Source organism: Pseudomonas sp. PS1(2021), from assembly GCF_020405165.1.
Classification (GTDB): domain Bacteria; phylum Pseudomonadota; class Gammaproteobacteria; order Pseudomonadales; family Pseudomonadaceae; genus Pseudomonas; species Pseudomonas aeruginosa.
Genome location: NZ_CP084484.1, coordinates 615,885 through 638,556 on the forward strand (window position 1 = coordinate 615,885; position 22,672 = coordinate 638,556).

The following is a 22,672-nucleotide window of genomic DNA, read 5'->3' on the forward strand; positions in this document are numbered from 1 at the left end:
AGAATTATTCGAGCTTGTTAATACTGGTTCGATCCGCTGCTGCCGGGGAGCGTCCGTCCATGCATGGCTGGGCGAGCGGACAGCAAGCACCGACGCACTCCCTCTCGTGAAACGAGAAAAGATATTAAAACCAAGGGATTACACTATGGTTCGGCTTCGTACACTGGTTCGGGCAATCGCGGCGGCCTCGGTCCTGACTTCCGGCATGGCGCATGGATTGGGACTGGGGGAAATCACCCTGAAGTCGGCGTTGAACCAACCGTTGGATGCCGAGATCGAGCTGCTCGAAGTTCGTGACCTGGGTTCGGGCGAGGTGATCCCGAGCCTGGCGTCGCCGGAAGAGTTCAGCAAGGCGGGTGTCGATCGCCTGTACTACCTCACCGACCTGAAGTTCACGCCGGTGGTGAAGCCCAACGGCAAGAGCGTCATTCGCGTGACCTCGTCGAAACCGGTGCAGGAGCCCTACCTGAACTTCCTGGTCCAGGTGCTCTGGCCGAACGGCCGCCTGCTGCGCGAGTACACCGTCCTGCTGGATCCGCCGCTGTACTCCCCGCAGGCCGCGGCAAGCGCTCCGCAAGCGCCGGTCAGCGCGCCGCGCGCGACCGGCGCCCCGCGAACCCCGCAGGCACCGGCTCCGGTGCGTACCACTGCGCCGGCAGGCAGCGACACCTATCGCACCGTTTCCAACGACACGCTCTGGGAGATTGCCCAGCGCAACCGTACCGATCGCGTTTCCGTACCCCAGGCGATGCTCGCGTTCCAGGAGCTGAATCCGGGCGCTTTCGTCGATGGCAACATCAACCGGCTGAAGAGCGGCCAGGTCCTGCGCATTCCCACCGAACAGCAGATGCTGGAGCGCTCGCCGCGCGAGGCGCTGTCCCAGGTTCAGGCGCAGAACCAGAGCTGGCGCGGCAGCCGCAATCCGGCTGCGGGCACCGCTGGCGCCAGGCAGTTGGATGCGACCCAGCGCAATGCCGCCGGGTCGGCGCCATCCAAGGTCGACGCCACGGACAACCTGCGCCTGGTGTCTGGCGAGGGCAAGGCCAGCAAGGGGGCCGACAAGGGCGGGAAGGGCGACAGCAAGGCGATCGCCGATACCCTGGCGGTGACCAAGGAAAGCCTCGATAGCACTCGCCGCGAGAACGAAGAACTGCAGAGCCGCATGCAGGATCTGCAGAGCCAGCTGGACAAGCTGCAGAAGTTGATCCAGCTGAAGGACGCCCAGTTGGCCAAGCTGCAAGGGCAGTTGGGCGCCGAAGGCCAGGGCGCAGCCCAGCCGAACGCAGCCCTGCCGGATGCGTCCCAGCCCAATGCAGCCGCGCAGGCGCCGGCTCAGCCCGGGACTCCCGCTGCGGCAGCGCCGACTCCTGCTCCGGCCGGAGAAGCACCCGCCGCTCCGGCGCAGACTCCGGTGGCGCCGCCGCCCGCGCCAGCTGCCGAGAAGCCTCCGGCACCTGCCGTTCCGGCGCCCGCTCCGGTACAGGCGGCAGAACAGCCGGCACCGAGCTTCCTCGACGAACTGCTGGCCAACCCGCTGTGGTTGGCGGTGATCGGCGGTAGCGCACTGCTGGCGTTGCTGGTGCTGCTGATGATCCTGTCGCGGCGCAATGCGCAGAAAGAGAAGGAAGAAGCCCAGGCTTTCGCCGCGGATGCCGGCGAGGAACAGGAGGATGCGCTGGACCTGGGAAAGGACGGCTTCGACGACCTGACCCTCGACGAGCCTGAGCCGCAGGTCGCAGCCGTCGCTCCGCAGGTCGAGAAGACCACCGCGCAGACTTCCGATGCGCTGGGCGAGGCCGACATCTATATCGCCTACGGGCGTTTCAACCAGGCCGCCGAATTGTTGCAGAACGCCATCTACGACGAGCCGCAGCGCACCGACCTGCGCCTCAAGCTGATGGAAGTCTATGCCGAGATGGGCGATCGCGAAGGTTTCGCTCGCCAGGAAAACGAGCTGCGCGAAATCGGCGGCGCACAGCCGCAGGTCGAGCAGCTCAAGTCGCGCTACCCGGCAATGGTCGCGGTCGCCGCGGTTGCCGGCCTGGCCGGCGCCAAGCTGGCGCAGGACGAACTGGATAGCTTCAGCCTCGACGACTTGTCGCTCGACGACAGCGGTCACGCGGCCAAGCCGGATGCGGCAGGACAGGATCTCGACGACGCCTTCGACCTGAGCCTGGACGACCTGGGCGGCGACGACGTGCAGGCCGACCTCAAGTCCGACAGCGGGGCGCTGGACGACCTGACCCTGGACAGCGATCTGGACCTGGCGGCTTCGACCGCGGCGGACAAGCCTGTCGACGATCTCGACTTCGGCCTGGATTTCGCGGAGTTGGCAGAGACTCCGAGCCAACCCAAGCATGACGACCTGGGCGATTTCTCCCTGGATCTCGACGCGCCGGAAGACAAGCTTTCGGACGACGATTTCCTGCTTTCGCTGAACGACGAGGTGCCCGCCGCGACGCCCGCCGACAACGAATTCACCCTCGATACCGAGGCTGCCGAAGAGCCGGCGTTGTCCCTGCCGGACGACTTCGACCTGTCGCTGGCCGACGAGCCGGCGGAGCCGGCCGCCCCGGCAAAGAGCGAGGATAGTTTCGCCGCCCAGTTGGATGAGGTGAGTGCGCAGTTGGACGAGTTGGCCAGCAACCTTGACGAGCCGAAGAGCGCGGCGCCGAGTTTCTCCGCCGAGGATGCAGCGGTCGCCTCCGCACTGGACGGAGACGCCGACGATGACTTCGACTTCCTCTCCGGTGCCGACGAAGCAGCGACCAAGCTGGATCTGGCTCGCGCCTACATCGACATGGGCGATAGCGAAGGCGCGCGCGATATCCTCGACGAAGTCCTGGCCGAAGGTAACGACAGCCAGCAGGCGGAAGCCCGCGAGTTGCTGGAGCGCCTGGCCTGATCCGGAAATGAAGCGACCCTCATGAACGATGTTGTTCCGCCAGCGGCAGCCGAATCGGCTGCCGCTGGCGTTTCCAGAATCGCCCTCGGCATCGAGTACAAGGGCTCCCGCTATCGTGGCTGGCAGCGCCAGGAAGCCGGCGTGCCTTCCGTGCAGGAAGCGCTGGAGCGCGCCTTGTCGAAGGTTGCCGCCGAGCCGGTCGGGGTGATCTGCGCCGGACGTACCGACGCTGCCGTTCACGCCAGCGGCCAGGTGGTGCATTTCGACACCGCGGTGGAGCGCCCGTTGAAAGCATGGGTGATGGGCACCAACGCCAACCTGCCCGCGGATATCAGTGTGACCTGGGCGAGGGTGATGCCGGCGCATTTCCACGCGCGCTTCTCGGCCATGGCCCGGCGCTATCGCTACGCCATCTACAACGATCCGATCCGTCCGGCGCACCTGGCCGAGGAGGTCACCTGGAATCATCGGCCGCTGGATATCGGGCGGATGCGCGAGGCGGCCCAGGTACTGGTCGGCACCCATGACTTCACCTCGTTCCGTGCGGTGCAGTGCCAGGCCAAGTCGCCGGTCAAGACCATGCATCACGTGCGCCTGCTGGAGCATGGTCGGTTGATCGTGCTGGACATCCGCGGTAACGCTTTCCTTCATCATATGGTGCGCAACATCGCTGGCGTCCTGATGACCATCGGTGCCGGCGAGCGGCCGATCGAATGGGCGAAGGAGGTGCTCGAGGCGCGCGACCGGCGCGCCGGTGGGGTCACCGCTCACCCCTACGGACTCTATCTGGTGCGGGTGGAGTACCCCGGGGAGTTCGAGTTGCCCGAGCGCTACCTGGGGCCGCATTTCCTTTCCGGATTGCCCGATATCGTCGGCTGACGTCGAATCGGGCTTTTGCTACCATCGAGAATTCCCGCCGGACCGGCCGTCCGGCGGTTCGTCGCTCACTCGCCGAGGATTCTCCGTCGTTGCCAGCCGTTCGCATCAAGATCTGCGGTATCACCCGAGTCGAGGACGCCCTGGCCGCCGCCGCGGCGGGCGCCGATGCCATCGGCCTGGTGTTCTATGCGAAGAGCCCGCGGGCGGTGGATATCCATCGGGCGCGGGAGATCGTTCGTGCCCTGCCGCCGTTCGTGACCAGCGTCGGCCTGTTCGTCAACGCCAGCCGCTGCGAACTGGGCGAGATTCTCGATGCGGTGCCGCTGGACCTGCTGCAATTCCATGGCGACGAGCGCGCCGAGGACTGCGAGGGGCATCGGCGACCCTACCTGAAAGCCCTGCGGGTGAAGCCCGGCGACGACATCGTCGGGCGTGCGGCGGAATATCCGGGAGCTGCCGGGATTCTCCTGGATACCTATGTGGAAGGCGTGCCCGGCGGCACGGGGGCGGCGTTCGACTGGTCGCTGGTGCCGGCCGACCTGGGCAAACCCCTGGTGCTGGCCGGTGGTCTGACGCCGGATAACGTCGGCAGGGCAGTCGAACAGGTCAAGCCCTACGCGGTGGACGTCAGCGGTGGCGTCGAGGCGAGCAAGGGAATCAAGGATGCGGCCAGGGTCCGCGCGTTCGTGGACGCGGTGCGTTCGCGGCACCGCGACGAGACATGATGTGACGACGGGCGGCCTGCCGCCGTCCACTAGCGTGTCGCCGTTTCCGCGACAACGCCCGGCCGCCGATAGGGGGCCCAGATATTTCGCGATAGCCGCTCGCCGGGTATCGCCCAGGTGACCGCGCAGGCGGGGGATGGGACAGGCCGCGAAACGCTTCGCAGCCGTGGGGCCCACCGTTGCCGGCGGTCACGAAGATGAATTTGCTCAGGGACGCCGTCACCGTATCGGTGCGGCCATCCCGACCTTGCACTGGAGAACAAAGAGCATGAGCAACTGGCTGGTAGACAAGCTGATCCCTTCCATCATGCGTTCCGAGTCCCAGAAGAGTTCGGTGCCGGAAGGCCTGTGGCACAAATGCCCGTCCTGCGAAGCCGTGCTGTACCGTCCGGAGCTGGAAAAGACCCTGGATGTCTGCCCGAAGTGCGATCACCACATGCGCATCAACGCGCGTACCCGCCTGGACATCTTCCTCGATGAGGACGGTCGCGAGGAACTGGGCGCCGACCTCGAGCCGGTCGACCGCCTGAAATTCCGCGACAGCAAGAAGTACAAGGATCGCCTCGCCGCGGCACAGAAGGATACCGGCGAGAAGGACGCGCTGATCGCCATGAGCGGCAAGCTACAGGGTATGCCGGTGGTCGCCTGCGCCTTCGAGTTCTCCTTCATGGGCGGTTCGATGGGTGCCATCGTCGGCGAGCGCTTCGTGCGCGCGGCCAACGTCGCCCTGGAGAAGCGCTGCCCGCTGATCTGCTTCTCCGCCTCCGGCGGCGCGCGCATGCAGGAAGCGCTGATCTCGCTGATGCAGATGGCCAAGACCTCGGCGGTCCTGGCGCGCCTGCGCGAAGAAGGCATCCCGTTCGTCTCGGTATTGACCGATCCGGTCTACGGCGGCGTTTCCGCCAGCCTGGCGATGCTCGGCGACGTGATCGTCGGCGAACCCAAGGCGCTGATCGGCTTCGCCGGTCCCCGCGTGATCGAGCAGACCGTCCGCGAGAAGCTGCCGGAAGGTTTCCAGCGTAGCGAGTTCCTCCTCGAGCATGGCGCCATCGACATGATCGTGCATCGTGCCGAGTTGCGGCCGCGCCTGGCCAATCTGCTGTCGGCCTTCACTCATTCGCCGAGCCCCGTATCCGCATGACCCAGCGTTCCCTGGCCGATTGGCTGAGCTATCTCGAACAACTCCATCCGACGGCCATCGACATGGGCCTGGAGCGTTCCCGCGAGGTAGCGCGCCGGCTCGGCCTGGGAAGGCCGGCGAAACGCGTGGTCACCGTTACCGGGACCAACGGCAAGGGCTCTACCTGCGCCCTGCTCGCCGAACTGCTGCATGAGCAGGGGTTGTCGGTCGGGGTCTACAGCTCGCCGCACCTGCTGCGCTACAACGAGCGGGTGCGGATCGACGGCGTCGAGGCCGGCGATGCGCAACTGTGCGACGCCTTCTCCGCGGTGGAGGCCGCACGCGGCGAGATTTCCCTGACCTATTTCGAAATGGGCACGCTGGCCGCCTTCTGGCTGTTCGAGCGCGCCGGGCTGGACTTCGCGGTGCTGGAAGTCGGCCTTGGCGGGCGCCTGGATGCGGTCAACCTGATCGACGCCGACCTGGCGCTGATCACCAGCATCGGCCTGGACCATGCCGACTGGCTGGGCGATACCCGCGAAAGCGTGGCTTTCGAAAAAGCCGGTATCCTGCGCGCCGGCAAACCGGCCCTGTGCGGCGATCTCGATCCCCCGCAGCCATTGCTGGAGCAGGTGGCTGCGCTGGGGGCACCGCTTTACCTGCGTGGTCGCGACTACGACCTGGCGCTCGCCGATCATGGCTGGCACTGGCGCGGACTGGCCGCGGACGGCCAGGCGCTGGCGCTGCACGATCTGCCGTTGCTCGAGTTGCCCATGGAAAACGCCGCGCTGGCCCTGCAGGCCTACGCGTTGCTCGAGTTGCCCTGGCAGGCGGAGCGGCTGGCCGAGGCGCTGCGGCGGACCCGGGTGACCGGTCGCCTCGATCGCCGCGACCTGTCCTGGAACGGCCAGCCACGCCAGCTCCTGCTGGACGTCGGGCACAATCCCCAGGCCGCCCAGTACCTGGCGCAACGCCTGCGTGCCGCAGCGCCACGAGGACGCTACCTGGCGGTCTTCGGCCTGCTGGCGGACAAAGACCTGGATGGCGTACTGGAACCCTTGACTGGCTTGGTGCAGGATTGGGCCGTTGCACCGTTGCCGACCCCGCGTTCGCGGCCGGCCGCGGAGCTGGAGGCGGCGCTGATCCTGCGCCAGGTTCCGGCGAGCAGCCATGCGGATATCGCCGCCGCCCTGAACGCGCAGTGCGCCAAGGCTACCGCGGATGATGTCATTCTGCTGTTCGGATCGTTCTATAGCGTGGCCGAAGGCCTGGAATGGCTGGCCCGTAGAACGGATAAGGGGGAGTAAATCATGGCCTTGCTGGAAAGAGGGCTGAAGCAGCGCATCGTCGGGGCGTTGGTGCTGATTGCCCTGGCGGTGATCTTCCTGCCGATGCTGTTCACCCGCGAAGACGAGTCGCGCCAGGTCGTGGTGGAAGCGCCGCCGCGCCCGCAATCGCCGGCCATGCCCAGTGTCGAGGTGCAGCCGACCGAGGTGCCGGAACTGCAGCCCGGCGAAGAAGACATCGCTCCCGAGATCGTCCAGGAAGGCTCCCCGGCCGCCGCCGGCCAGCCTAGCCAGCCGATCGGCGGCCTGCCGACGACCCCGCCCGCCACCCAGCCGCCCGCCCAGGCCCAGGCCCAGGCTCAGGCCCAGGCCCAGGCCCAGGCCCAGGCCCAGACCCAGGCGCCGGCCGCCAGCCAGCCGCCAAGCCAGCCGCAACCGCCCGCTGCGCCGCCGAGCCCGCCGCCCGCGGAGAAGCGCCTGGACGCCAACAACCTGCCGCAGAGCTGGTCGGTACAGCTTGCCAGCCTGTCCAACCGGGCGCGCGCCGAGGAATTGCAGAAGACCTTGCGCTCCCAGGGCTACAACGCCTATATCCGCAGCTTCGACGGGATGAACCGGGTCTTCGTCGGGCCGGTGATCCAGCGCGCCGAGGCGGATCGCCTGCGCGACCAGTTGAGCAAGCAGCAGAAGCTCAACGGCTTCGTCGTGCGCTTCCAGCCGGAACGCGGTTGACCGCGACCCGCGGCTTACCGTCGCGGGCGCGCTCTGCTAAAATGCAGCGCCTTTTCTGCTTGTGGGCTGCATAGTGGCATTTACCTGGGTCGATTGGACGATGGTCGCCATCATCGTCGTTTCCAGCCTGATCAGTCTGAGTCGCGGCTTCGTCAAGGAAGCCTTGTCCCTGCTTACCTGGATAGTCGCCGGCGCGGTGGCCTGGATGTTCGGCGGGGCGCTGGCGCAGCACCTGGGTGAATACATCCAGACCCCCTCGGCCCGCATCATCGCAGCCTGCGCGCTGCTGTTCATCGCCACCCTGCTGCTCGGGGCGCTGGTCAACTACCTCATCGGCGAACTGATCCGGGTCACCGGCCTGTCCGGCACCGACCGCTTCCTCGGCATGGTCTTCGGCGGTGCGCGCGGCGTACTGCTGGTCGTGCTGCTGGTCGGCCTGCTCAGCCTGGCCCCGGTACAGCAGGACCCTTGGTGGCAGCAGTCGGTGCTGATGCCGCATTTCCTGATGGTCGCCGACTGGTCGAAGAACTTCATTCTCGGTTTCGCCGGCCAGTGGTTGCCGGCCGCGCCGATAACGCCGCCGAGCGGCATCGGCGGGCTGCTTCCCAGCCAGTGATTTTGGCGGGACACTGGCCGAGGCCGGGTCCCGCGGTTTTCCAGGGCGGCGCGTCGATGGCGCGGCGCCGGCGGCACAGGACGTGCCGCGAGCCAGTCGGCGGCGAAGGTCGCCGATTCGCGGGAGCCAGTGGCCCACGAGGCCCTGGTCAGCTCGATGGTCCGGGACGGGCCGATCGCGCTTCCCATCTTTCCAGCTTGAGCCAAGTAGGGGTTGCGTCACATGTGTGGCATCGTCGGTATCGTGGGCAAGTCGAACGTCAATCAGGCGCTGTATGACGCGCTCACCGTCCTCCAACATCGCGGCCAGGACGCTGCCGGTATCGTCACCTGCCATGACGATAAGCTGTACCTGCGCAAGGACAACGGCCTGGTCCGCGACGTCTTCCAGCAGCGCCACATGCAGCGCCTGATCGGCAGCGTCGGCATCGGCCATGTGCGTTACCCGACCGCCGGCAGCTCCAGCTCGGCGGAAGCGCAGCCGTTCTACGTCAACTCGCCCTACGGCATCACCCTGGCGCACAACGGCAACCTGACCAATGTCGAGCAGTTGGCCAAGGAAATCTACGAATCCGACCTGCGCCACGTGAACACCAACTCCGATTCGGAAGTGCTGCTCAACGTGTTCGCCCACGAGCTGGCGGTGCGCAACAAGCTGCAGCCCACCGAGGAGGACATCTTCGCCGCGGTTTCCTGCGTGCACGACCGTTGCGTCGGCGGCTACGCGGTGGTGGCGATGATCACCGGCCACGGCATCGTCGGTTTCCGCGACCCCAATGCGATCCGTCCGATCGTCTTCGGCCAGCGGCATACCGAGAACGGCGTCGAATACATGATCGCCTCCGAGAGCGTGGCCCTGGACGTACTCGGTTTCACCCTGATCCGCGACCTGGCGCCGGGCGAGGCGGTGTACATCACCGAGGAAGGCAAGCTCTACACCCGCCAGTGCGCCAAGGCGCCGAAATACGCGCCGTGCATCTTCGAGCACGTCTACCTGGCGCGTCCGGATTCGATCATGGACGGCATCTCGGTGTACAAGGCGCGCCTGCGCATGGGCGAGAAGCTTGCCGACAAGATCCTCCGCGAGCGTCCCGACCACGACATCGACGTGGTCATCCCGATCCCGGACACCAGCCGCACCGCGGCGCTGGAACTGGCCAACCGGCTCGGCGTGAAGTTCCGCGAGGGCTTCGTCAAGAACCGCTACATCGGCCGCACCTTCATCATGCCCGGCCAGGCGGCGCGGAAGAAATCCGTGCGGCAGAAGCTCAACGCCATCGAGCTGGAGTTCCGCGGCAAGAACGTGATGCTGGTGGATGACTCCATCGTCCGCGGCACCACCTGCAAGCAGATCATCCAGATGGCCCGCGAGGCCGGGGCGAAGAACGTCTACTTCTGCTCCGCCGCGCCGGCCGTGCGCTACCCCAACGTCTACGGCATCGACATGCCGAGTGCGCACGAGCTGATCGCGCACAATCGCAGCACCGAGGACGTCAGCAAGCTGATCGGCGCCGACTGGCTGGTCTACCAGGACCTGCCCGATCTGATCGATGCGGTCGGCGGCGGCAAGATCAAGATCGATCACTTCGACTGCGCCGTGTTCGACGGTGAGTACGTGACCGGTGACGTCAACGAGGCCTACCTGAACCGGATCGAACAGGCGCGCAACGATGCGACCAAGGCCAAGAGCCAGGCGGTCAGCGCGATCATCGATCTGTATAACGACTGACAAAGGGGAGAGCGGCATGACTCAGGACTGGGATGCCGGGCGTCTCGACAGCGACCTGGAAGGCGCGGCCTTCGACACCCTGGCGGTTCGCGCCGGGCAACGGCGGACGCCGGAGGGCGAGCACGGCGAGGCGCTGTTCACCACTTCCAGCTACGTCTTCCGCACCGCCGCCGACGCGGCCGCGCGGTTTGCCGGCGAAGTGCCGGGCAACGTCTATTCGCGCTACACCAACCCCACGGTACGCACCTTCGAGGAGCGCATCGCCGCCCTCGAAGGAGCCGAGCAGGCGGTGGCCACGGCGTCGGGCATGTCGGCGATCCTCGCCCTGGTGATGAGCCTGTGCAGTTCCGGCGACCACGTGCTGGTCTCGCGCAGCGTGTTCGGCTCGACCATCAGCCTGTTCGACAAGTACTTCAAGCGCTTCGGCATCCAGGTCGACTATCCGCCGTTGAGCGATCTCGCGGCCTGGGAGGCGGCGTGCAAGCCGAATACCAAGCTGTTCTTCGTCGAGTCGCCATCCAACCCGCTGGCCGAGCTGGTGGATATCGCTGCGCTGGCCGAGATCGCCCACGCCAAGGGTGCGCTGCTGGCGGTGGACAACTGCTTCTGCACGCCGGCCCTGCAACAGCCGCTGAAGCTCGGTGCGGACGTGGTGATCCACTCCGCGACCAAGTACATCGACGGCCAGGGCCGGGGCATGGGCGGGGTGGTCGCCGGTCGCGGCGAGCAGATGAAGGAAGTGGTCGGCTTCCTCCGCACTGCCGGACCGACCCTCAGCCCGTTCAACGCCTGGCTGTTCCTCAAGGGCCTGGAAACCCTGCGTATCCGCATGCAGGCGCACAGCGCCAGTGCCCTGGCCCTGGCCGAATGGCTGGAGCGCCAGCCGGGCATCGAGCGGGTCTACTATGCGGGCCTGCAGAGCCATCCTCAGCATGAGTTGGCCCGGCGCCAGCAGAGCGGCTTCGGCGCGGTCGTCAGCTTCGACGTGAAGGGTGGGCGCGATGCCGCCTGGCGCTTCATCGACGCTACCCGGATGGTCTCGATCACCACCAACCTGGGCGACACCAAGACCACCATCGCCCACCCGGCGACCACCTCCCACGGTCGACTGTCCCCCGAGGACCGCGCGCGCGCCGGGATCGGCGACAGCCTGATCCGGGTCGCGGTCGGCCTGGAAGACCTCGACGACCTCAAGGCCGACATGGCCCGGGGGCTGGCCGCGCTGTGATCGAACCCAACCTGCGAGGCAACGGCAAGGTCGCCCTGGTCACCGGGGCGGCCCGGGGCATTGGCCTGGGCATCAGTGCCTGGCTGATCGCCGAGGGCTGGCAGGTAGTGCTTGCCGACAACGACCGTGAACGCGGGGCCAGGGTGGCCGAGGCGCTGGGCGAGCACGCCTGGTTCGTGGCCATGGACGTGGCCCAGGAGGGCCAGGTGGCGATGAGCGTGGCCGAGGTGCTCGGTCAGTTCGGCCGCCTCGACGGCCTGGTCTGCAACGCCGCCATCGCCAATCCGCGCAATACGCCGCTGGAGGCGCTGAGCCTCGGCGAGTGGACCCGCACCCTGGCGGTCAACCTGACCGGTCCGATGCTGCTGGCCAAGTACTGCACGCCTTATCTGCGCGCGCACAATGGCGCCATCGTCAACATCGCCTCGACTCGTGCCCACCAGTCGGAGCCTGACTCCGAGGCCTACGCCGCGAGCAAGGGCGGGTTGCTGGCGCTGACCCATGCCCTGGCCGCCAGCCTGGGCCCGGAGATCCGTGTCAATGCGCTCAGCCCCGGCTGGATCGATACCCGCGAGGCCACCGAGCGCGAGGCTGCGCCGCTGACCGAGCTGGACCACGACCAGCACCTGGTCGGCCGGGTCGGAACGGTGGAGGATGTCGCGTCGCTGGTGGCCTGGCTGCTCTCCGAGGACGCCGGTTTCGTCACCGGCCAGGAATTCCTGGTCGATGGCGGCATGACCCGGAAAATGGTCTACCTCGACTGAGTGTTGCCATGTCGATGTGAAAAAGGCGCTGACCCGCAAGGGGCCGCGCCTTTTTTGCTGTCCTCCGCTGTCTCGCAGGAGAGCCCGAGGAACGTTACTCCGCTTTCAGGTCGCGCAGGTCGACGGTCTGACCGTCGAACAATTGTCCGGCGCTGCTCGGCAAGATGCTCCCACGGCCTTCTGGGCTGCGACGGCCGTCGAGCACGCGGATGTCGCTGTACTTCTTCCCGGAAATCGCCGCCAGGCCTGCGCCGTCGAGCACTACGGTCGGGCGCAGGAAGACCATCAGGTTGCGCTTGGTGTGAGTGTCCTTGGTCGAGCGGAATAGCTTGCCCAGCCAGGGAATATCGCCGAGCAGCGGTACCTTGGACTCTGCCTGCACCACGTCATCCTGGATCAGGCCGCCGAGCACGATGACCTGGCCGTTCTCGGCGAGGATAGTGCTCTTGATCGAGCGCTTGTTGGTGATGATGTCGGTGTTGCTGACCTGCTGCACGCTGGGGGCGATGGAGGAGATTTCTTGCTCGATCTCCAGGCGCAGGGCCGCGCCGTCGTTGATATGCGGGGTGACCTTGAGGTTGACGCCGATGTCCTTGCGTTCGACCGTGGTGAAAGGATTGCTCGAACCTTCGCTGTTGGTAGTGTAGGAGCCGGTATTGAAGGGGACGTTCTGACCGACCAGTATTTCCGCTTTCTGGTTGTCCAGGGTCAGCAGGCTCGGGGTCGACAGCAGGTTGCTCTTGCTGTTCGCCGACAGCGCGGTGACCAGCGCGCCGAAGCTGCTGCTGCCGATACCGACGATGGCGCCGTCGGGAAGCGCTGGCGGCTTGTCCTCCTTGAGCGCCTGGAGCAGGGTGCCGATGGACAGCCCGGTATTGCCGAAGTTGGTCCTGGTCCCGCCCATGCCGCCCTTGTTGATCGCCCATTGCACGCCGACGGCATCCTGGATGTCGCCGGAGATCTCGACGATGGCCGCTTCCACCAATACCTGGGCGCGCGGCACGTCGAGCTGGCGAACGATGTCCTCGAGGGCGTTGACCGTGTCCGGGTCGGCCAGCAGGATCAGGGCGTTGGTGCTTTCGTCGGCTCGGATCAGGATGTTGCTCGGTCGGCCGCCGCCGGTCTGTTCGCCGCCCTGGCCGCCGTTGTTCTTCATGCCTTCGGAAATCTGGCCGAGGGTTTCCGCGAGGGTCTTGGCGTCGTTGTGGCGCAGGCGGATCACCCGGGTGTTGGCCGAGCGCGCGGTCGGGGTGTCCAGCGACTGCGCCAGTTGCACCAGCTTGGCGCGCGCCTGCGGCGGGCCGAGGATGATCAGGCGGTTGGTGCGCGCGTCGGCGATCACCTGGGCGCCTGCCGCGCCCTTGGCCTGGCCGCGGCTCATGGCGTTGTTGAGCACCTCGGCGGCGTCCATCACCCAGCCGTAGCGCAGGTTGATCACGCTGTAGTCGTGGCTGCCCTTCTGGTCGAGCTGGCGGATCACGTCTTCGATTCGCGCGATGTTGGCGCTGCGGTCGCTGATGATCAGTGCGTTGGCCGAGGGCACCGCGGCGAGGTGGCCATATTGCGGGACCAGCGGACGGATCAGTGGGATGAGTTCCGATACCGGGCTCTGCTGCACCTGGATCACTCGCGTCTCCAGGCGATCCGGCGCGCTCTGGCCGCCGCCGGCCTCGGTCTTGGCCTCGGCGTTGGGCACGATGCGCGCCTGGTCGCCCTGGGCGACCACGGTGAAGCCATGGGTGCTCATCACCGAGAGGAACAGCTGGTAGACCTCGCTCAGCGAGAGCTGGGCCTTGGAGACCACGCTGACCTGACCCTTGACCCGCGGGTCGACGACGAAGGTCTCGCCGGTGATCTCGGAAATCTGGTCGATGAATTCGCGGATGTCGGCATCCTTGAGGTTGATCGTCCAGTGCGCCTCCTGCTGGTTGCCGGCGGGGACGAAGGCGTTCCCGCCGCTGTTTTCGGCGTGCGCCGCCTGGATGCCGAGGGCCAGGCTGAGAAGGACGGCGGGAACGTACGAACGACTGGAAGGGGCAAACAGGGCGCGGAGCAAAGGCTGGGACATCGGGTCAGTCGCTTTCCGTAGGCGTGGTCGTGGGCTCGCTCGAGTCTTCTTCGGCGGGTTCTGCGATGGGCGTGGCTTCCATCTGCTGGCGCAAGGCGTCCAGGCGCTCGCGCAATGCTGCAGCGTTCTCATCCTGCAGGCTTTGCAGTTGTTCGATCGAGTCGTTCTCGCTTGTAATGTCGTCCGCGCTGGCCAGCAGTCCCCCGGAACGGTGCGGGAAGGGCAGGCTTTCCAGGCGCCCGCCGCGCTGCAGTTCGACGCGGTCGCGGTAGACCGCGTGCAGCTTCACGCCGTCGCTGATCTCGCCGCCGACCGCGTAGCGGTGCGGCTTGTCGCCCTGGCGCTGGATGATCGCGCTGGACAGCTTGGGATCGCTCTGGACGAAGCTGCCCTTGAGCACCAGGTCGAGGTTGGTGGCCGGTGGCGGGGCGTTGGGGTCCTGGGCGCTGGTGCCGAAGAGGCGCGCCAGGCGGGTCGGGTCGCTGCGGGTCGATTCGTGGCTGACCGGCGAGGCGGCGACGGCCACCGGGCTGCGTTGCAGGCGTAACCAGCCGGCGGCCTGCCAGGCGAGACTGATGCTCATGGCGATGATCAGGGCAACAGCCAGAAGGGCCGGGGCGTACCGCTGCAGCCAGCGGGAAGAGGCGCCGGAGAAAGGCAATACATCACTCCTGGTCTTTATCGTTATGTCTGAAGATCGCCGAGGGATCATAGCAGTTCGTTGCCGGTAGGCTACCTACTTCTATCAATAGGTGTGACTGGCCGGGCCAGGCACGCTTGTGCTTAAGATAACGGTTCGCCAGGATATTTCTGCAAGAGGAACCCGGGACCGGCCGCACAAAATGACTAACAACTAACAATACTGACGGTAACCGTTCAGTGGTCATATACGACCAAGATACTTCTGTAAGGTTACCGCTATAAGGCATCCATGATGACAGCCCCGTTACCCGATATCGCCGAGCCGGCCGCACCGCCACGGCGTCTGCCGTTCAGCTTCGCCAAGCGCCAGGGCCTGCTGTTCCTGTGCCTGGAGGAGCAGTACTGGTTGGCCTGCCGGCCGCAGGTGGAGCTGGCGGCGATCGCCGAGGCGCAGCGCTTCGCCGGTCGCCGCCTGCCGCTCAAGGCGCTCGGCGAGGATGCCTTCAACCAGGCCCTGGCGGCGTCCTACCAGCATGACTCCTCGGCGGCCATGCAGCTCGCCGAGGACCTCGGCGGCAGCCTGGACCTCGCCGCGCTGGCCGACCAGGTCCCGGAAACCGAGGACCTGATGGAGCAGGAGGACGACGCGCCGATCATTCGCCTGATCAACGCGATCCTCGGCGAGGCGATCCGCGAGAACGCCTCGGACATCCACCTGGAAACCTTCGAGAAGCGCCTGGTGGTGCGCTTCCGCGTCGACGGCGTGCTGCGCGAGGTGCTGGAGCCCAAGCGCGAGCTGGCGGCCCTGCTGGTATCGCGGATCAAGGTCATGGCGCGGCTGGACATCGCCGAAAAGCGTATTCCCCAGGATGGGCGGATTTCCCTGCGGGTCGGCGGGCGCGAGGTGGACATCCGCGTCTCGACCCTGCCTTCGGCCAACGGCGAGCGCGTGGTGCTGCGTCTGCTCGACAAGCAGGCCGGGCGCCTCAACCTGCAGCACCTGGGCATGAGCGAGCGCGACCGCAGGCTGATGGACGAAACCGTGCGCAAGCCGCATGGCATCCTGCTGGTCACCGGGCCCACCGGTTCGGGCAAGACCACCACCCTGTACGCCAGCCTGACCACGCTCAACGACCGCACGCGGAACATCCTCACCGTCGAGGATCCGATCGAATACCACCTGGAAGGCATCGGCCAGACCCAGGTCAATGCCAAGGTCGACATGACCTTCGCCCGCGGCCTGCGCGCGATCCTCCGGCAGGACCCGGACGTGGTGATGGTCGGCGAGATCCGCGACCGGGAGACCGCCGAGATCGCGGTGCAGGCTTCGCTGACCGGCCACCTGGTGCTCTCGACCCTGCACACCAACAGCGCCATCGGCGCGATCACCCGCCTGGTAGACATGGGCATCGAGCCGTTCCTGCTGTCCTCCTCCATGCTTGGCGTGCTGGCCCAGCGCCTGGTGCGGGTGCTCTGCCCGGCGTGCAAGGAGCCCTACCGCGCCGACGAGGCCGAGTGCGCGCTGCTCGGCGTCGATCCCGCCGCGCCGCCGACCCTGCATCGCGCCCGCGGCTGCGGCGAGTGCCACCAGCATGGCTATCGCGGGCGTACCGGTATCTATGAACTGGTGGTGTTCGACGACCACATGCGCTCGCTGATCCACAACGAATCCTCCGAGCAGGAAATGACCCGGCATGCCCGCACCAGCGGACCGAGCATCCGCGACGACGGTCGGCGCAAGGTGCTGGAAGGCGTCACCACGGTCGAGGAAGTCCTGCGCGTGACCCGGGAAGAATAATGGCCGCCTTCGAATACCTCGCCCTCGACCCCAGCGGTCGCCAGCAGAAGGGCGTGCTGGAGGCGGACAGCGCGCGCCAGGTCCGCCAGTTGCTGCGCGAGCGCCAATTGGCGCCGCTCGACGTAAAGCCCACCCGTACCCGCGAGCAGAGCGGGCAGGGCGGGCGCCTGACGTTTGCCCGCGGACTGTCCGCGCGCGACCTGGCATTGGTGACCCGGCAACTGGCGACCCTGGTCCAGGCCGCGTTGCCGATCGAGGAGGCGCTGCGCGCCGCCGCGGCGCAGTCCACCTCGCAGCGCATCCAGTCGATGCTTCTCGCGGTGCGCGCCAAGGTCCTCGAAGGCCATAGCCTGGCCGGCAGCCTGCGCGAGTTTCCCACCGCCTTTCCCGAGCTGTACCGGGCGACGGTGGCTGCCGGCGAGCATGCCGGGCACCTCGGCCCGGTGCTGGAGCAACTTGCCGACTACACCGAGCAGCGCCAGCAGTCGCGGCAGAAGATCCAGCTGGCGCTGCTCTATCCGGTGATCCTGATGGTCGCTTCGCTGGCCATCGTCGGCTTCCTGCTGGGCTACGTGGTGCCCGACGTGGTCCGGGTGTTCATCGACAGCGGGCAGACCCTGCCGCTGTTGACCCGCGTGCTGATCGGCGTCAGCGACTGGGTCAAGGCCTGGGGCGCGCTGGCCTTCGTCGCGGCGATCGGCGGCGTGATCGGCTTCCGCTACGCGCTGCGCAAGGATGCCTTTCGCGAGCGCTGGCATGGCTTCCTGCTGCGCGTGCCGCTGGTCGGTCGGCTGGTGCGTTCCACCGACACCGCGCGCTTCGCCTCGACCCTGGCGATCCTCACCCGCAGCGGCGTGCCGCTGGTGGAGGCGCTGGCGATCGCCGCCGAGGTGATCGCCAACCGGATCATCCGCAACGAAGTGGTCAAGGCCGCGCAGAAGGTCCGCGAGGGCGCCAGCCTGACCCGCTCGCTGGAAGCCACCGGGCAGTTCCCGCCGATGATGCTGCACATGATCGCCAGCGGCGAGCGCTCCGGCGAGCTGGACCAGATGCTGGCGCGCACCGCGCGCAACCAGGAGAACGACCTGGCGGCGCAGATCGGCCTGATGGTCGGCCTGTTCGAACCGTTCATGCTGATATTCATGGGCGCGGTGGTGCTGGTCATCGTCCTTGCCATTCTTCTTCCGATCCTTTCTCTCAACCAACTCGTGGGGTAATCGCGTGAATCAGAGCCGCCCATTGCAGCGTCGCCAACAGTCGGGCTTCACCCTGATCGAAATCATGGTCGTGGTGGTCATCCTCGGTATCCTCGCCGCCCTGGTTGTGCCGCAGGTGATGAGCCGTCCCGACCAGGCCAAGGTCACCGTGGCCAAGGGCGACATCAAGGCCATCGCTGCCGCGCTGGACATGTACAAGCTGGACAACTTCGCCTATCCGAGCACCCAGCAGGGCCTCGAGGCGCTGGTGAAGAAGCCCACCGGCAATCCGCAGCCGAAGAACTGGAACAAGGACGGCTACCTGAAGAAGCTGCCGGTCGATCCGTGGGGCAATCCCTACCAGTACCTGGCGCCGGGAACCAAGGGCCCGTTCGACCTGTATTCGCTGGGCGCCGACGGCAAGGAAGGTGGCAGCGACAACGACGCCGACATCGGTAACTGGGACAACTGACCGGACATGCGGGCTTCGCGCGGCTTCACCCTCATCGAGCTGATGGTGGTGATGGTCATCATCAGCGTACTGATCGGCCTGGCGGTGCTCAGCACCGGCTTCGCCAGCACCTCGCGGGAGCTGGACAGCGAGGCCGAGCGGCTCGCCGGGCTGATCGGCGTGCTGACCGACGAGGCCGTGCTGGACAACCGCGAGTACGGCCTGCGCCTGGAGCGCGATGCCTACCAGGTACTGCGCTACGACGAAGCGAAGGCGCGCTGGTTGCCGGTGGCGCGCGACAGCCACCGCCTGCCGGAGTGGGCGGAGCTGACCTTCGAGCTGGACGGCCAGCCGCTGGTGCTGGCCGGCAGCAAGGGCGAGAAGGAGCAGAAGAAAGGTACCGACCAGCCGCAATTGCTGATCCTCTCCAGTGGCGAACTCAGCCCGTTCCGCCTGCGCCTGGCCGAGCGCGGACCCGAGGGGCGGGCGTTGTCGCTGAGCAGCGACGGTTTCCGCCTGCCACGGGTCGAGGTGGCGCGGCGATGAAGCGTGCGCGCGGTTTCACCCTGCTGGAAGTGCTGGTGGCCCTGGCGATCTTCGCCATGGTCGCGGCCAGCGTGCTCAGTGCCAGCGCGCGCAGCCTGCAGAACGCCTCGCGGCTGGAAGACAAGACCCTGGCGATGTGGATCGCCGACAACCGTCTCAACGAATTGCAACTGGAACAGACGCCGCCCTCCAGTGGCCGCAACCAGGGTGAATTGGAGTTCGCCGGGCGTCGCTGGGAGTGGCGCACCCAGGTCGACAGCACCGCCGAGCAGGATATGCGGCGGGTGATCGTCTGGGTCGCGGCGAAGCCCCTCGGCCGCGAGCGTGGCAGCATCGAGGAGCGCGCCGCGGCGCGCCTCGTCGGTTTCCTCGGGAGCCAGCCATGAGGCTACAGCGGGGCTTCACCCTGCTCGAGCTGCTGATCGCCATCGCCATCTTCGCCCTGCTGGCCCTGGCCACCTACCGCATGTTCGACAGCGTGATGCAGACCGACCAGGCGACTCGCGTGCAGGAGCAGCGTATGCGCGAGCTGGTGCGGGCGATGGGCGCGCTGGAGCGCGACCTGACCCAGGCGGTCGAACGTCCGGTACGCGACGAACTGGGCGATAACCGTGGCGCCTTCCTCAGCGAGGGCGAGAACGACCGGATCGTCGAATTCACCCGTGGCGGCTGGCGCAACCCGCTCGGCCAGGCGCGCTCGCGCCTGCAGCGGGTGCGCTGGTCGCTGTCCGGGGAGACCCTCGAACGCCGCTACTGGCTGGTTCTGGACCGCGCCCAGGACAGCAAGCCACGGGTGCAGCAGGTGCTGGACGGGGTTACCGCGCTGAGCTGGCGCTTCCTCGACGAGGAGCACAACTGGCAGGGCCACTGGCCGACCGACGAAGGCAGCGAGGAGGAGCGCCTGGAAAGCCTGCCGCTGGCGGTGGAGATGACCCTGGAGCACCGCCACTACGGCAAGCTGGTGCGCGTCTGGCGTCTGCTCGATGCGCCGCTCAAGCAGGACCAGCCGCAGGGCCAGTCGGGCGGCGAGAATGGCGAGAACGGCGAGGGCGGAGTGCCGCAGCCGCCGGAAGGCATGCCGGGGGCGCCGGAATGAGGCGCGGGCAGAACGGCGTCGCGCTGATCACCGTGCTGCTGGTGGTGGCGGTGGTGACCATCGTCTGCGCCGGGCTGATCATCCGCCAGCAGTTGGCGATACGCAGCAGCGCCAACCAATTGCACGTGCGCCAGGCCTGGCACTATGCGCTGGGCGGCGAACGCCTGGCGGAAGCGGTGCTGCGCCGCGACCTGCGCCAGGGCGGCGAGAATACCCGCGAGCCGGTGGACCACCTGGGCGAGGCCTGGGCGCGACCGATGACGCCGTTCAAGCTGGACGACGGCGGCGAGCTGCGGGTGCGGATCGAGGACCCCAGCGGGCGTTTCAACCTCAACGGACTGGTGCGCAAGCGCAAGGTCAAGCCGGATTCGGTGAAGCAGTTCCGTCGCCTGCTGGCCACCCTGGGCATGAAGGAAGAGATCGTCCAAGGCTTGCCGGACCGGCTGGCCGACTGGCTCGACGCCGACCAGAATCCGCAGGGCGAACAAGGCGCCGAGGACAACCAGTACCTGCTGGAGGCGCCGGCCTACCGCGCCGCCAACCGCAGTTTCAAGGACGTGTCCGAGCTGCGCCTGCTGAAATTGTCGGAAGCCGACTATCGACGCCTGCTGCCGTTCGTCAGCGCCTTGCCCGAAGATGCGCCGCTGAACGTGAACACCGCCAGCGTGCCGGTGCTGGCCGCCATGTTCGAGATCGATCCGGGACAGGCGGAAAACATCGTGGCGGCTCGTGGGCGAGAAGGCTTCCAGGAGAAGACTGAGTTCAGTAAGCACCTGAACGAGTTGGGATCAAAGGCGAGTAACGTCAACTTTGCCGTCGGCACCCGCTACTTCCAGGTGATCAGCGAGGTCAGCCTGGGCGACCGCCGGCAGGTGCTGGTGAGTACCTTGCAGCGGGGCAAGGACGGCAAGATACGCGTGATGGCCCGCGACATGGGACAGGGCGGCCTGCCCATCCCGTCGACGGGCGGCGACGATTGGAAGAAGGACGAGCGATGAGTGGAGTGAGTGCGCTGTTCCTGCCGCCCGCCGGTACGGCGGGGGCCGATGGGGAACTGGCGGTATGGTGGGTGCAGGACGGCGAGTGCCGGCGCGCGCCGTTCGCCCAGGCGCTGGCGGAGATTCGCGCGCCCTGGCGGCTGTACCTGCCGGTGGAGGCGGTGACCGCCTGCGCGGTGAACCTGCCTACGCAGAAGGCGCGCTGGTTGCGCCAGTCGCTGCCGTTCGCGGTGGAGGAACAACTGGCCGACGATGTCGAGCAGATGCACCTTGCCCTTGGTCCGGCGCTGGCCGACGGCCGCCACCGGGTATTCGCCGTGCAGCGCACCTGGCTCGCCGCCTGGCTGGCTCTGGCCGAGGGCGCGGGCAAGGCGCCGGCTTCGCTGCATGTCGATGCCGATTGCCTGCCGGGCGAGGGCAGTTGCCTGTTCTGGCTGGAAGAGCGCTGGCTGCTCGGCGGCAGCGGCGCCGTACGCCTGGCCTGCGGCAGCGAGGATTGGCCGGTACTGCGCGACAGTTGCCCGCCGCCGCAGCGGGCCTTCGCCGCGCAGGAGGTGGCGCCCCCGGAAGGGGTGGCAGTCCAGCCCCTGGCGGGCAATCCGCACGTCTGGCTGAGCGAGCAGCCGCTGGGCACCGACCTGGCCCAGGCCGAGTTCGCCGCGCGCCAGCAGAGCAGCCAGTGGCGCCGCTGGCGGCCGCTGCTGGGGTTGGTCGGGCTGTGGCTGGTGTTGCAATGGGGCTTCACCCTGGTCCAGGCCTGGCAGTTGCAGCGCGAAGGCGACCGCTACGCGGCGCAGAGCGCAGAACTCTACTGCCAGCTGTTTCCCGAGGACCGCAAGCTGATCAACCTGCGCGCGCAGTTCGACCAACACCTGGCCGACAGCGCCAGCAGCGGTGGCGAGGGCCAGTTGCTCGGCCTGCTTGGCCAGGCCGCCACGGTGATCGGCGGCGAACCGACGGTGAGCGTCGAGCAATTGGACTTCAGCGCCGCTCGCGGTGACGTCGCCCTTCAGGTGCGGGCTCCCGGTTTCGACGTGCTGGAACGGCTGCGTTCGCGTCTCAGCGAGTCCGGGCTGGCGGTGCAACTGGGTTCGGCCAGCCGCGATGGCTCGACGGTCAGTGCGCGCCTGGTGATAGGAGGTTGAGATGAAGGTGATGACGCAATTCCACGAGCGCCTCAGGGCCCAGGCGGAAACCTCGCAGCTGGCGATCCGCTGGCGCGGGCTGCCGGCGCGGGACCGCCTGGCGCTGCTCTGGCTCGGCGCGTTCCTCCTGCTGGTGGTGCTCTATCTGGCGCTGTGGCGCCCGGCCGAGCGCCATTTGCAGTCGGCGCGGCAGTACTTCACCGAACAGCGCGCGCTGCATGCCTACATCCAGCAGCAGGCGCCCAACGTGCGCCAGGCCGATGCCGCGGCGCCGCAGGCGCAGATCGACCCGGCGGCGCTGCAGGGCATGGTCACGGCTTCGGCGGCCCAGGCCGGACTGAGTGTCGAGCGCCTCGACAACGAAGGCGAGGGCGCCGTGCAGGTGGCCCTGCAGCCGGCGCCATTCGCCAAGCTGCTGCCCTGGCTGGAGCAGTTGAACGGGCAGGGCGTGCAGGTGGCGGAGGCCGGCCTGGACCGCCAGGTCGACGGCCGGGTCTCGGCGCGCCTGAGCCTGCGGGTCGAGTGAGCGGCCCGTGGCTGGGGCCGGCATGGGCCCCGGCGCCGACCGTGGCGACAGGCGATCGCCGAAATTTCAAAAAAAATTCAATCAGGGCATTGACTTAGGTTTTTCGGTCGGTAGAATGCGCCCCACTTCGAGAGTGAAGGGTGATTAGCTCAGCTGGGAGAGCATCTGCCTTACAAGCAGAGGGTCGGCGGTTCGATCCCGTCATCACCCACCAATCTCGCAA

At 67.2% G+C, this 22,672-nt stretch carries 21 protein-coding genes and 1 tRNA gene; 20 read left to right on the forward strand and 2 right to left on the reverse strand.

Annotated features, from left to right (window positions below):
• Window positions 1–145 precede the first annotated feature (145 nt).
• The 10 genes from fimV (at window position 146) to LE197_RS03090 (ending at window position 11,983) form a co-directional block, all read left to right on the forward strand.
• A complete protein-coding gene (gene fimV / locus LE197_RS03045; RefSeq protein ID WP_058017422.1) occupies window positions 146–2,905 on the forward strand; it encodes a motility hub landmark protein FimV in 2,760 nt (919 codons plus the stop codon).
• A gap of 21 nt (window positions 2,906–2,926) precedes the next feature.
• Window positions 2,927–3,784 carry a tRNA pseudouridine(38-40) synthase TruA gene (truA, locus tag LE197_RS03050; protein WP_003091390.1) on the forward strand — a complete coding sequence of 286 codons (858 nt, stop codon included), beginning with the start codon at window positions 2,927–2,929 and terminating at the stop codon, window positions 3,782–3,784.
• A gap of 89 nt (window positions 3,785–3,873) precedes the next feature.
• Window positions 3,874–4,509, forward strand: coding sequence for a phosphoribosylanthranilate isomerase (locus LE197_RS03055; protein ID WP_058017423.1), 636 nt, complete (start codon window positions 3,874–3,876; stop codon window positions 4,507–4,509).
• A gap of 268 nt (window positions 4,510–4,777) precedes the next feature.
• Complete coding sequence (gene accD / locus LE197_RS03060) at window positions 4,778–5,650, forward strand: acetyl-CoA carboxylase, carboxyltransferase subunit beta (protein WP_003104199.1); 873 nt, start codon at window positions 4,778–4,780, stop codon at window positions 5,648–5,650.
• Window positions 5,647–6,936 (forward strand): bifunctional tetrahydrofolate synthase/dihydrofolate synthase, encoded by a 1,290-nt coding sequence (gene folC, locus LE197_RS03065; RefSeq protein ID WP_226033856.1) that lies wholly within the window; start codon window positions 5,647–5,649, stop codon window positions 6,934–6,936. The genes accD and folC overlap by 4 nt, the downstream gene beginning before the upstream one ends.
• A 3-nt stretch (window positions 6,937–6,939) precedes the next feature.
• Window positions 6,940–7,647, forward strand: coding sequence for an SPOR domain-containing protein (locus LE197_RS03070; protein ID WP_196752415.1), 708 nt, complete (start codon window positions 6,940–6,942; stop codon window positions 7,645–7,647).
• 73 nt (window positions 7,648–7,720) lie between these two features.
• Window positions 7,721–8,263: a CvpA family protein gene (locus LE197_RS03075; protein WP_003113932.1), complete on the forward strand. Its 543-nt coding sequence runs from the start codon at window positions 7,721–7,723 to the stop codon at window positions 8,261–8,263.
• A gap of 222 nt (window positions 8,264–8,485) precedes the next feature.
• Entirely contained in the window at window positions 8,486–9,991 is a 1,506-nt protein-coding gene (gene purF / locus LE197_RS03080; protein WP_003091383.1) for an amidophosphoribosyltransferase, read from the forward strand.
• A gap of 16 nt (window positions 9,992–10,007) precedes the next feature.
• Window positions 10,008–11,219, forward strand: a complete 1,212-nt coding sequence (locus tag LE197_RS03085; RefSeq protein ID WP_003110062.1) for an O-succinylhomoserine sulfhydrylase — start codon at window positions 10,008–10,010, stop codon at window positions 11,217–11,219.
• Complete coding sequence (locus LE197_RS03090) at window positions 11,216–11,983, forward strand: SDR family oxidoreductase (protein ID WP_033968127.1); 768 nt, start codon at window positions 11,216–11,218, stop codon at window positions 11,981–11,983. Before LE197_RS03085 ends, LE197_RS03090 begins: the two co-directional genes overlap by 4 nt.
• A 94-nt stretch (window positions 11,984–12,077) precedes the next feature.
• On the opposite strand, the gene xcpQ is transcribed toward LE197_RS03090, so the two are convergent.
• Both xcpQ and xcpP read right to left on the reverse strand, forming a co-directional pair.
• The gene (xcpQ, locus tag LE197_RS03095) at window positions 12,078–14,051 is read right to left on the reverse strand and encodes a GspD family T2SS secretin variant XcpQ (protein ID WP_057389308.1); all 1,974 of its coding nucleotides are present in this window, start codon (window positions 14,049–14,051) and stop codon (window positions 12,078–12,080) included.
• 4 nt (window positions 14,052–14,055) lie between these two features.
• Entirely contained in the window at window positions 14,056–14,763 is a 708-nt protein-coding gene (xcpP, locus tag LE197_RS03100) for a type II secretion system protein N (RefSeq protein WP_042173362.1), read from the reverse strand.
• A 219-nt stretch (window positions 14,764–14,982) separates the two neighbouring features.
• Between xcpP and xcpR the strand changes: the two genes are divergently transcribed.
• From xcpR to LE197_RS03150, 10 genes are all read left to right on the forward strand, one after another.
• Window positions 14,983–16,491, forward strand: coding sequence for a GspE family T2SS ATPase variant XcpR (gene xcpR / locus LE197_RS03105; protein WP_073648892.1), 1,509 nt, complete (start codon window positions 14,983–14,985; stop codon window positions 16,489–16,491).
• A complete protein-coding gene (xcpS, locus tag LE197_RS03110; RefSeq protein WP_003091376.1) occupies window positions 16,491–17,708 on the forward strand; it encodes a GspF family T2SS innner membrane protein variant XcpS in 1,218 nt (405 codons plus the stop codon). The genes xcpR and xcpS overlap by 1 nt, the downstream gene beginning before the upstream one ends.
• A gap of 4 nt (window positions 17,709–17,712) precedes the next feature.
• Window positions 17,713–18,159: a GspG family T2SS major pseudopilin variant XcpT gene (gene xcpT / locus LE197_RS03115; RefSeq protein WP_003119751.1), complete on the forward strand. Its 447-nt coding sequence runs from the start codon at window positions 17,713–17,715 to the stop codon at window positions 18,157–18,159.
• Window positions 18,160–18,165: 6 nt separating this feature from the next.
• Window positions 18,166–18,684 carry a GspH family T2SS minor pseudopilin variant XcpU gene (gene xcpU, locus LE197_RS03120; RefSeq protein WP_003103530.1) on the forward strand — a complete coding sequence of 173 codons (519 nt, stop codon included), beginning with the start codon at window positions 18,166–18,168 and terminating at the stop codon, window positions 18,682–18,684.
• Window positions 18,681–19,070 (forward strand): GspI family T2SS minor pseudopilin variant XcpV, encoded by a 390-nt coding sequence (xcpV, locus tag LE197_RS03125; protein WP_003103528.1) that lies wholly within the window; start codon window positions 18,681–18,683, stop codon window positions 19,068–19,070. Before xcpU ends, xcpV begins: the two co-directional genes overlap by 4 nt.
• On the forward strand, window positions 19,067–19,780 hold the full coding sequence (xcpW, locus tag LE197_RS03130; RefSeq protein ID WP_059309687.1) for a GspJ family T2SS minor pseudopilin variant XcpW: 714 nt from the start codon (window positions 19,067–19,069) through the stop codon (window positions 19,778–19,780). The genes xcpV and xcpW overlap by 4 nt, the downstream gene beginning before the upstream one ends.
• The gene (gene xcpX / locus LE197_RS03135) at window positions 19,777–20,778 is read left to right on the forward strand and encodes a GspK family T2SS minor pseudopilin variant XcpX (protein ID WP_003119753.1); all 1,002 of its coding nucleotides are present in this window, start codon (window positions 19,777–19,779) and stop codon (window positions 20,776–20,778) included. Before xcpW ends, xcpX begins: the two co-directional genes overlap by 4 nt.
• On the forward strand, window positions 20,775–21,923 hold the full coding sequence (gene xcpY, locus LE197_RS03140; protein ID WP_059309686.1) for a GspL family type II secretion system protein XcpY: 1,149 nt from the start codon (window positions 20,775–20,777) through the stop codon (window positions 21,921–21,923). The genes xcpX and xcpY overlap by 4 nt, the downstream gene beginning before the upstream one ends.
• Window position 21,924: 1 nt before the next feature.
• Complete coding sequence (gene xcpZ / locus LE197_RS03145; protein ID WP_003091369.1) at window positions 21,925–22,449, forward strand: GspM family type II secretion system protein XcpZ; 525 nt, start codon at window positions 21,925–21,927, stop codon at window positions 22,447–22,449.
• Between the two features lie 138 nt (window positions 22,450–22,587).
• Window positions 22,588–22,663: transfer RNA gene (locus LE197_RS03150), tRNA-Val, on the forward strand.
• Window positions 22,664–22,672: the final 9 nt, after the last annotated feature.